Below are 1,208 nucleotides of genomic sequence, written 5' to 3' on the forward strand. Positions count from 1 at the left end.
CGGCCGCACGCGCGGGCGGCAAGGGCTGCTGCTGGGGGCGCCGGTCGCGGCTGGCGTTGGCGGGCGCAGCAGCGGCGCGGGCTGCGGACGAACGGGGCAGGGTCAGGGTTTTGCTGGTGGACATGGTGGTGGGCAGAATGGTACAGGGCAACGGCCCGCAATGGCCCACAGCGCCCACACTTTTACGGCTGTATGGCCAGGCCGCGCAGCGCGGTGCCATCGCCCACCCAGCCCAGCCAGCGGGCCTGGCCGTTGTCCAGGTTGATGTGGTACAGGCCGGTGCGCGGCTCGGGCGTGGTGCGGATGGCGGCCAGCGCCACCTGGCTGCGCGGCGCCATGTCGAAGGCGGCGTCCTGCAGCGGCGCCAGCCCCAGCGGACCCACGGTGTAGAGGCGGCCAAAGTTGGGCGAGACCACGGGCCGCGCCCCGGCGCGCGAGCCTTGCGACACCAGGCTGCCGGTGCTGCGGTCGATGGCAAAGGCGGTGCTGGCGCCGCCGTGGTGGCTGTGCGCGCTGGCCAGCAGCTGCGCCGTGGCCTCAGCGTTCCAGTCGCGCTGGGCAAACACCAGGCGGCCATCGGGTTGCAGGCCAGGGCGGGCGGGGTCGGCGTCGATGGCGATCCCGGTGTCAAGGTCCACGCGCCAGTTGCGCCCGGTGGCGTCGATCACGCGCAGCTGGTCTTGCACCGGATCGACCTCCACGCCGTGCGGCAGCTGGGCGCTGGACAGGATGCCACTGCCCGCTGGCGGCGACACCGCACGCAGGGCGGCACTGGCGGTGTCGAGCACGTACAAGCGCCCGGCACTGGACCACGCGTACAGCGTGGGGCCGTGCGGACGGGTGCGGAAGTCCAGCCCCAGCACCGCCTCGCCGCTGGCCAGGCCGGTGAGCGGGCGACGTTGCAACAGGCGCTCGGGCTGCACGGCGCGCAACTGCACCAGCTCGTGCTGCTCCGTGACAGCCCACACCACTTCGTCGGTCAGCACCGCTGGCGGGGTGGGGCTGACGCCGGCGGCGGAACGGGGCGCAGCGCGCTGGGTGGCCGGCGGGGTGGTGGCGGTGCCCGCCTCGGGCGGCACGGTGCCCGGGCTGGCACAGGCCGCCAGCGTGGCCGCCAGGGCCAGGGCGGGCCAGCGGGCAGCCCACAGAAAAGACAGGGAACGCATGATGTGGCAGTACCTTACAGAAGCTAGCCCGGATATTTCACC

The 1,208-nt window shown here is 73.5% G+C and carries 1 protein-coding gene; it reads right to left on the reverse strand.

All coding sequences use genetic code 11. The annotated features are described in order from the left end of the window. Positions 1–182: 182 nt before the first annotated feature. Positions 183–1,166: a DUF4394 domain-containing protein gene (locus tag CON76_RS12615; RefSeq protein WP_101103828.1), complete on the reverse strand. Its 984-nt coding sequence runs from the start codon at positions 1,164–1,166 to the stop codon at positions 183–185. Positions 1,167–1,208: the final 42 nt, after the last annotated feature.

This window comes from Macromonas bipunctata, from assembly GCF_002837135.1.
Lineage (GTDB): Bacteria > Pseudomonadota > Gammaproteobacteria > Burkholderiales > Burkholderiaceae_C > Macromonas_A > Macromonas_A bipunctata.